Raw genomic sequence first — 8709 nt, forward strand, 5'->3', positions numbered from 1 at the left:
CTTATACCTTACTCTTGTTCCTGCTGTGATCCGGCGCCTTTAGCGGGGATACGGCATACATGGCTAAAGCCATCTTCATTTTGAATATAGTTCTCGGTCAGCCAGTTGGCTATGTCGTTCGCCTGACGATAATCATCACACACGGCAAAGACAGTTGGACCGGAACCTGAAATCCCAAACGCCAGCGCTCCGTTTGCCATACTGTAATCCCGGGCTTCGTCGAAAACCGGTAACAATGACTTACGGTAGGGTTCTGCAATCACATCCTGCATGACACTGGCGGCCATGGCATAGTCATCGTTATAAAGTGCGTGAACGAAAATGCCCAGCTGACGACCAAAGGTGAGCGTATCTTTTAACGGCACCGCATTGGGCAGAATGTTCCGCGCAGCAGATGTAGACACACTAATGCCGGAATAACATACTACCCAGTACCAGCTTTTCACCACTGGCAGTGACACAGTAACGTTGTCTTCCTGACCGGTCATCAGTGTCATGCCACCGAGGTAACAGGGCGCTACGTTATCATAATGAACGCTGCCACTGATTTGTCCTTCCAGCTCACCCATCATTTTTAACAGTGTGTTCTGGTCAAAGGGACGTTCGAAATGTTCATTCAGACCATGAAACGCCGCCACGATCGAGCTTGCGCTGGAACCCAGTCCGCTGCCAATCGGCAGCGATTTTAACAGGGTAATATGCACCGGCGTAGTAGCCAGCCCCTTAGCCTGCATCGCTTTCCCAAAAAAGTGATAACAGTCAGTGACAATATTTTCATCGGCATTGGCCGGCAGTTTATGGGCAAAGACACCGGCAACAGTCAGTCCGTATTCGTCAGCATCACTGATAATGACTTCGTCACCCAGTAAGTTACCATCCAATGGTTGTAAGGCTGCGCCCAGTACATCAAACCCAAGGCTGATATTGCCTATTGATGCGGGTGCGTAAGCTCTGGTTGTTTTCATTTTTACTAATCTCTAAAACCGGTTAATACGCGTTTTGTTTCCATGGCATGGTACGAAGAATATCAGCAAACACACCAGCGGCGGTTACCGTAGCACCAGCGCCGTAGCCGCGGATAACATAAGGAATCGGCGTATAATAATCACTGTGGATTGCCAACGCGTTTTCACCATCTTTCACTGCTGCCAGTGGGTGTGAGCCCGGTACCGCCTGAATAGTGACTTTGCATTTATCACCCTCAATGGCACCAATGTAACGTAATACTTTACCTTCCGCCGCGGCACTTTCAACCCGCTTGGCAAAGTCAGCATCAAGCCCGGGTAACTGTTCCATAAAGCTCGGCACGTCGCAGTCTTCGGCAAAGCCGGCCGGAAGTACCGATTCAATCTCAATATCGCTGAGTTCAAGTTCTAAATCGGCTTCACGGGCCATGATTAACAGCTTACGAGCCACGTCCATGCCACTTAAATCATCGCGAGGATCGGGTTCTGTAAAGCCATTATCTTTAGCAATAGCAGTCGCCTGGGATAACGTTAAGCCTTCTTCCAGCTTACCGAACACGTAAGATAAGCTGCCCGATAAAATACCTTCAAAACGATGCAGTACGTCACCGGCAATAAACAGTTTTTGCAGATTATCAATAACCGGCAAACCGGCACCAACGGTAGTTTCATACAAGTACTGGCGATTTGTTTGCAGGGCAGTTTTACGCAGTTTCTTGTAATAGGCCAGGCTGTCGGTATTGGCCTTTTTATTTGGCGTAACCACGTGGAAGCCATTTTCCATCATGTCCACGTACTGACTGGCAATCGCCGCATTACTGGTACAGTCCACAATCACCGGATTCACCAGCGCATTGCTGTTTACAAAATCATGCAAACGCTCAACGGAGAACGCATCGGCAGATTCATTTAACTGCGCTTTCCAGTCGCCGTTAACATCCACGCCCTGACTGCTGAGCAGTAGCTTGCGGCTATTGGCAATACCATATACCCGCAGTTGGATGTTGCGGGCCAGTAAAGTAGGTTGCTGCTTGGCAATCTGGCCGAGCAACTCTGCGCCCACCACCCCACAACCCACCAGGAATACGTCGATGGTATGCAGGTCAGAAAAGAAGTTCTGGTGAATCACTTTCACCGCTTTCTTCGCACGCTTAGCTTCAATAACGGTTGAGATAGAGCGTTCTGAAGACCCCTGGGCAATGGCGATATTATTCACCCGGGCCTGAGATAAAGCATTAAAGAAACGTGCCGCCAGACCTTTGGTATGACGCATGCCATCCCCCACCAGGGTGACAATGGCCAAATCGTGGCGGACTTCAATCGGATCCAGCAGTTGGTTTTGCAGCTCCAGCGCAAACGCATCTTCCAGCAGATTCTGCGCACGCAGGGCATCTTTACTGGAGATACAAAAGCTAATGGAGTACTCAGAGCTCGACTGAGTGATCAGGCTGATTGAGATATGCGCATTGGACATCACCTCAAACACGCGGCTCGCCATGCCTACCATCCCTTTCATACCCGGGCCGGCTACATTAAACATGGAGATATTATCCAGTTGCGAAATGCCTTTAACGCTGGTCCAGGTAGTGCTGGCTTCGTTACTGATAAGGGTACCCTGCGCGCTGGGGTTGAGGGTGTTTTTAATTAAACAAGGAATGTGATGCTGGGCGATTGGGCCAATGGTTTTCGGATGCAGTACCTTGGCACCAAAATAAGACAACTCCATGGCTTCCTGATAAGTGAGCTTATCGAGTAATACCGCGCCTTCAACCTGATTCGGGTCGGCATTGTATACGCCATCCACATCGGTCCAGATTTCACAACATTCCGCACCGATACAAGCAGCCAGAACTGCCGCAGAATAATCCGAGCCGTTGCGGCCCAGTGTGACTTTCTCGCCTTCTTCATTGGCGGCCACAAAGCCCGGCATTATGATTAGCTGGCTGCCATCAGAGACCACTTCACTGAAATTGGCTTTACTCAGTGCCACATCGGCTATGCTGTCAAGATAATCGCCATCTGCCACCACGTATTCAACCGGATCCAGAATTTGATTGCGGATACCTTTGGCTGTCAGGATCCCACTGAACAAATTAACACTGATGTATTCACCCAGGCTCATAATGCTGGCGGTGACGGCATCGGGTGAGCGGCCTAACAGTGCAATGCCCTGTAATTGTTTTTTCAGACCAGCCAGATGCGTGGTAATAAAATCATTGATAGTAGCAACATCGAAACCGGCAACCTGTTCACTGAGTTCAGCAGCAATGCCCAGCACTTTGTCATTGAGTTCGCCAAACAGAACTTCGTAGTCTTCTCCCGCCGCAGCTTGCTCACAGAGCGCACCAAGAGCGTTGGTGACGCCTTTCGGGGCCGATAATACTACCGCAGCTCCATTGGCCTGGTGGATCGTCATGCTAATCTCGGTCACTCGCAAATAACGCTGCGCATCGGCCAGAGATGAACCACCAAACTTTAAGACTTTCATTGAATGCTCCTTGACTGCATCGTGTTTTGGGCGTAGCCCATTTTCTTTACCGCAAAAAAAAACCCGCTCTTGTGAGGGCGGGCTTTCGTTGTCTGTTTGCTTACGCGCACTAGCCAGCGACCGCCCTCGTTGAGGTGGTAATAATCATGCCGGTGGTGCTCATAATCGTCTTCATGTGGTCAATTTGCCGTATAGACGTCTATATGTCAACAGCCATTTGCACAATTTTAGACCGTTCCCTGACCTTATTGCGGCGGGAATCTTTATTTTGGGCGCGCATAATATCACGAGAGTACCGCTAACATCTATACCCACAACCCGCCTTTATGCTAAGGCTTAGCAGAGCCGGTCCGCATAATTTGCCGGGCCAGCGACAAAGCCAGCGGTTTATTCGGCGTAGCCGTTACACGCTCATCATCGGCACGCCAGTCAAAATCAGCGTAATATTGCTTTCGGTATTCAGTCGGGGTCACGCCACAGTACTTTTTAAAAGCCGCCAGCATAGCCCGGTGTTCAGCGAAACCGACCTTCCCGGCGATATCGGTGATGGGGATTTGCATGCTTTTCAGTAAGGGTTTAGCCTGATTGACCCTGACCATGGTCAGATAATCTGAAGGGCTGTAGCCGCTGACTTTTTTAAACAACCGCGAAAAGTGCGAATAGCTTACATGTGCCTGTTCGGCGAGGTCTGCAACGGTTAGCGGCTCTGCAAAGGTTTCATTAATCCGGGCAATGCTCTGGCGGATCACCATTTCTTCCCGGGAATCTGCCGCGCCAACCGTCATTGCCGATATCAGCGGCTGCCGTACCAGCAGGACTTCCAGACAGGCAAGCAAAGCGTAGATTTGCGCCTGCAAAGCGAAAAATGAGACCCCTTCCTGCAAGACCAGTTCTAACATCGACAGACACTGAGCGGTTAATTGCCCGGCAGCCACTTGGCCTGCGGTAAAGAAGGCAAATCCTGCCGGTAAAGGATGTGTGTCATGAAATAACACCGGAGAAAACTGCAAAGTGAGTAATGTGCATCCTGTCTGGGTTTCAAGCGCATGGATAAGGTCTGCCCCGATAAAAGCCAGATCGCCTGCCGCCAGCTTAACTTCCTGCTGGTGAACGGTCAGACTTAAGTCACCGCTTAACACATAAATGAGCTCAGGGGCTTCATGCCAGTGTGGCTGACAATAACTGAGTTCGGCGGCAAACATGTTGAGTTGAGCCGAATCATAGGAAATCAACTCACAGGTACCTGCGGTCGCTATCCCCTGATTATCCAACTGAGCACTGTCTAAGCGAAAAGGCTGCACCGACTGGCCCGCTCCATACACGTTATACGTTTAAACCGGTTTAAGCATAACCTATCAGCCACAGTATGGTTAGTCTAACCGACGCCGGTCAGTCGGCCCTCAGGGCCTCCAGCAATTCCTTGCGGCTCACCGGCACATTCAAAAACTCGGTGAGTGCGATAAATAATCCGCAAAAAAGCTCCGGCGCAATCGTTATTAATCGCTCCCTGATCACCGACGCCTCCAGGCCGCTTCGGCTGGCGACCAAAGCCACCACCCGGCTAAATGCCTGCTCGTCTTTTACTACCTGCACCAACGAACTGTCTTCCCTGAGCGGTAAACGATAATTGCTGCCGGCCACCTGCACAGTGGCGCTTAACGGTAACTCCCGGGACGAGGGGCCAACGCTAATGCCATACTTACCCGGCTCGACGATCCAGTCCTTAAGTGCCGGATGCCAGGCCCGAAAGTCGTCCGCCTCAATAGTCAGGCTGACCATTTTCGTTTCACCAGGCTCCAGGGCCACTTTGGCATATGCCTTTAATCCCAGCGGCGGCTGGGCCAGTTCAATACCGGGGAAACTCAGGTAAAGCTGAATAATTTCTTTACCAAACCGAGCACCGGTGTTGGCCACCGTGACATCAACCTGCAGCGATTCGCCAGTACCCAACGTCTTGTTGACCACCTCAATACTGCGGTACTCGAAAGTGGTATAGCTCAGGCCATGGCCAAATGGAAAGCAAGGTGTCATTTTACGCTTATCGTAGTAGCGGTACCCCACGTAGATACCTTCACTGTAATAATGTTTTAACGCCTCACCGGGGTAATGCAGATAAGCCGGGGTTTCTTCCAGTGAATTGGGGACCGTAACGGTCAGCTTGCCGCAAGGGTTCTTTAATCCGAACAGCAAATTCGCCACTGCCCGGCCCACTCCCTGCCCGGCGAAAAAGGTTTCCAGCAAGGCCTTGCATTGACCGAGCCATGGCATAACGACCGCATCGGAATTCATCAGCACTACCACAACATTGGGCTGCACAGCCGCCACGGCACTTAACAATGCGGCATGGCTGGCCACCACATCGAGATGTTGGCGATCGCCGTTTTCGCCATCCTCGCCCACGGCCGTGCTAATGAAGACAATAGCCACATCCGCCGCTTCTGCCTGAGAAGAGGCTAATAACAGCGCCTCTTCAGCGCTTGTTTCGCCATCGCCAACCCCGGCGCTGTAGGTCACCTCGGCTTGCTCACCTGCCACATCAATAATTTCATCCAGTGGTCTGTCGAGCATACTCGGTACCGTTGTAGCACAGCCTGAGCCCTGAATTACCGGGGCATGGGCGGCCGGGCCAAGGACTGCTATGCGAGGCGTGTTCCGGGTATCGAGGGGCAATAGCCCATCGCTATTTTTCAGTAACACGATAGATTCTTCAGCAATGTGCTGTGCCAGTTGGTGATGCCCCGGCATATCCACCGGCTGCGGCGTTTTGCGCCCGGCATTGATACGGTCAATCAGCGCAAGCATGCGCAAACAGGCAGTATCGAGCACCGTTTCGTCAACCGTTCCATTGTCGATGGCTGCCAGCAGTTCGGCTTTATCCCGGGCCACCTCAGGCATGGCCAGATCGTTGCCTGCAAGCAAGGACGCAGGCCGATCTTTCACCCCGTACCAGTCAGACATTACCAGCCCCTGGTAGCCCCATTGCTGGCGCAGAATGTCATGTAATAAACCGCGATGCTGGGAGGTCTGCTGGCCATTCAACCGGTTGTATGAAGACATCACCGTCCAGGGGTCAGCCTTATCAATAGCCCGTTTAAAGCCAGACAGATAAATTTCGTGCAAGGCGCGCTCATCAACAATAGAGTCCATCTCTGTTCGGCGATATTCAGAGTTATTGCAGGCAAAATGCTTGAGGCTGGCTCCCACCCCCTCACCCTGTAACCCTTTTATCAGTGACGCCGCCAGTTCTCCGGTGAGTAACGGATCTTCGGAATAATACTCATACCCTCGACCGGATAACGGCGTTCGGCGAATGTTGATCCCCGGTCCGAGTAAAATATCAACGCCCAGTGCCTGACATTCACGGGCCAATGCCTGCCCCATTTGTGCCACCAGCGCATTGTCCCAGCTACAGGCCAGGGCTGAACCATTAGGGAAGCAGGTCGCTGGCAGCGTGTGCCCGAATAAGGCCTCGCTGCCCTTTTTATCGGCGGGCTCATCGGCACTCTGATTCACGACACCAAGGAAATCAGTAATCGACCAGTTGCCTTCATGGTCGATTTGCTCAGGACTGTAACGCACGCCGTAAGTACCGTCTGTCATGGTGAGCGGTTCAATACCCAGTTCTGGCAACTGCGCCGTTTTCCACAGACCGTTGCCGGTCAGAAGGGTGACTTTGTCGCTAACGGTCATGTCGCTCAAACACTGCTTCGCTGTTCTATTCATGGCGTTCTCCCGCGATTGCCTGCCGGGCCAGTTTGCGCTGGGTAATATTTTCTATAAGGTCGCGGTATGCGGACTCGTTTAGCTGGTAAAAGGCGACCACCAGCATACACAGTATAAACATCAGTGCCGGAAACAGGGTCATGGCAAAGTTTATCCCGGCCACCGCCGCCGCATCGGGTGTGGCACTGGTGTAATCGAAAAAGTCCAGCAGCAGCCCCGCACAACCGCCGCCCAGTGCCATAGCCAGCTTGGTAACAAAGTTATAAAAGCCATAAATCGTGCCTTCGGCCCGGGTTTGGTAGTGCCATTCGGCATATTCCACGGTATCCGGCACCATCGACCACATGGTGACAAACCCCATCCCCAGCGTGACACTGAACATACAAACGCCAATCATTACTGCGGTGATATTGTCACCGGCCAGAAAATACTGAAAGCACAATCCGCTGATACCAAATAACAAGGCCACCTGGGTAATGGTCTTCTTGCCCCAGCGGGCAATCAGGCGCTCTGAGGCGATGATCCCGCCGGTATAGGCCAGGGTCTGAATGAGAAAAAACGTCGTCAGAAAGTCTTCATCACCGATGACATACTTAACAAAATATACCGCAATGGCCAGCCACACGGTGTAGGCAATGTAGAAAAATAAGGTATAAAAAGACACATTAATTAATGGCTTGTTTTGCAAAATAACCTGTAGGGCATTTTTCGCGTTATCTTCCACGGGGTGACTTTCGGCCTGCACGCGCTCTTTGGTCATGGCGAAACATGCCCAGAATGTGGCCGTCGCCAGCGCCGCGTAAAGCGTTACGGCAACGATATACCCGGTTTGCGGCGAGTCAAAAAGGGCCACCAAAGGCCCGGCAGTGGTCGAAACTACCAAATAGCCAATACTGGCCAGCGCAAAGCGATACACCGACAATGACGCCCGCGACTGTTCATGCTGCGTAAGCATGTTGGTCATGGCAGAATAAGGCGTATTAACCGTGGTATAGGCCAGGCAATAAAGGGTGTAAGAAAACAGCGCGAAGATAAATTTATAATCTTCTCCCACCATCACAAAACACAACACAGTGAGCGCCCCAAGAGGCAGCGCACCAAACAGCAGGTACGGTCTTAACTTACCATGGCGGGTATCGGTGCGGTCTACCGCTACCCCAATCAGTAAATTGAAAACGGCGTCAATAACGCGGGCGGCTACGAAAATGAAGCTGGCCTGAGCAGCGCTTATGCCATACACATCGGTGTAATAGAAGAGCAGAAACAGCGACACAAATCCAAACGACAGGTTTGATGCAAAATCCCCCAGCCCGTAACCAAACTTTTCTTTGGCAGACACAACTACATAGCTCTGATTGGCGGTACCACTCATTAAACCCACTCCGCATTTGACTTCCTCTTCAGGTTAGCAAAATGTTAATTTAACGGCTTTCGATATTTTGCTCACTTCACTACAACATTTTGCTTTCTGGCTGCAGCAGACGGTTTTTATTACTCCCGTAACAAGATGAGGGGCGTTTGAGCTACAAACCG

General features: G+C 51.5%; 5 protein-coding genes. All 5 read right to left on the reverse strand.

Annotated elements, in window-relative coordinates; all coding sequences use genetic code 11:
* Nucleotides 1-8: 8 nt before the first annotated feature.
* The gene (gene thrB, locus AC27IB_RS22050; RefSeq protein ID WP_296044064.1) at nt 9-965 is read right to left on the reverse strand and encodes a homoserine kinase; all 957 of its coding nucleotides are present in this window, start codon (nt 963-965) and stop codon (nt 9-11) included.
* Nucleotides 966-987: 22 nt separating this feature from the next.
* On the reverse strand, nt 988-3453 hold the full coding sequence (gene thrA / locus AC27IB_RS22055) for a bifunctional aspartate kinase/homoserine dehydrogenase I (protein ID WP_487123667.1): 2466 nt from the start codon (nt 3451-3453) through the stop codon (nt 988-990).
* Between the two features lie 329 nt (nt 3454-3782).
* Complete coding sequence (locus AC27IB_RS22060) at nt 3783-4754, reverse strand: helix-turn-helix transcriptional regulator (protein ID WP_296044067.1); 972 nt, start codon at nt 4752-4754, stop codon at nt 3783-3785.
* A gap of 88 nt (nt 4755-4842) precedes the next feature.
* Nucleotides 4843-7176, reverse strand: a complete 2334-nt coding sequence (locus AC27IB_RS22065) for a beta-glucosidase (RefSeq protein WP_487123669.1) — start codon at nt 7174-7176, stop codon at nt 4843-4845.
* Nucleotides 7169-8548 (reverse strand): MFS transporter, encoded by a 1380-nt coding sequence (locus AC27IB_RS22070; RefSeq protein ID WP_487123671.1) that lies wholly within the window; start codon nt 8546-8548, stop codon nt 7169-7171. The genes AC27IB_RS22065 and AC27IB_RS22070 overlap by 8 nt, the downstream gene beginning before the upstream one ends.
* Between the last annotated feature and the right edge of the window lie 161 nt (nt 8549-8709).

Source organism: Alteromonas sp. 4NH20-0104 (genome assembly GCF_057547795.1).

Coding starts and splice junctions, on each gene's coding strand:
- thrB (WP_296044064.1), bottom strand. CDS start 965: ATGAAAACAACCAGAGCTTACGCACCCGCATCAATAGGCAATATCAGC.
- thrA (WP_487123667.1), bottom strand. CDS start 3,453: ATGAAAGTCTTAAAGTTTGGTGGTTCATCTCTGGCCGATGCGCAGCGT.
- AC27IB_RS22065 (WP_487123669.1), bottom strand. CDS start 7,176: ATGAATAGAACAGCGAAGCAGTGTTTGAGCGACATGACCGTTAGCGAC.
- AC27IB_RS22070 (WP_487123671.1), bottom strand. CDS start 8,548: ATGAGTGGTACCGCCAATCAGAGCTATGTAGTTGTGTCTGCCAAAGAA.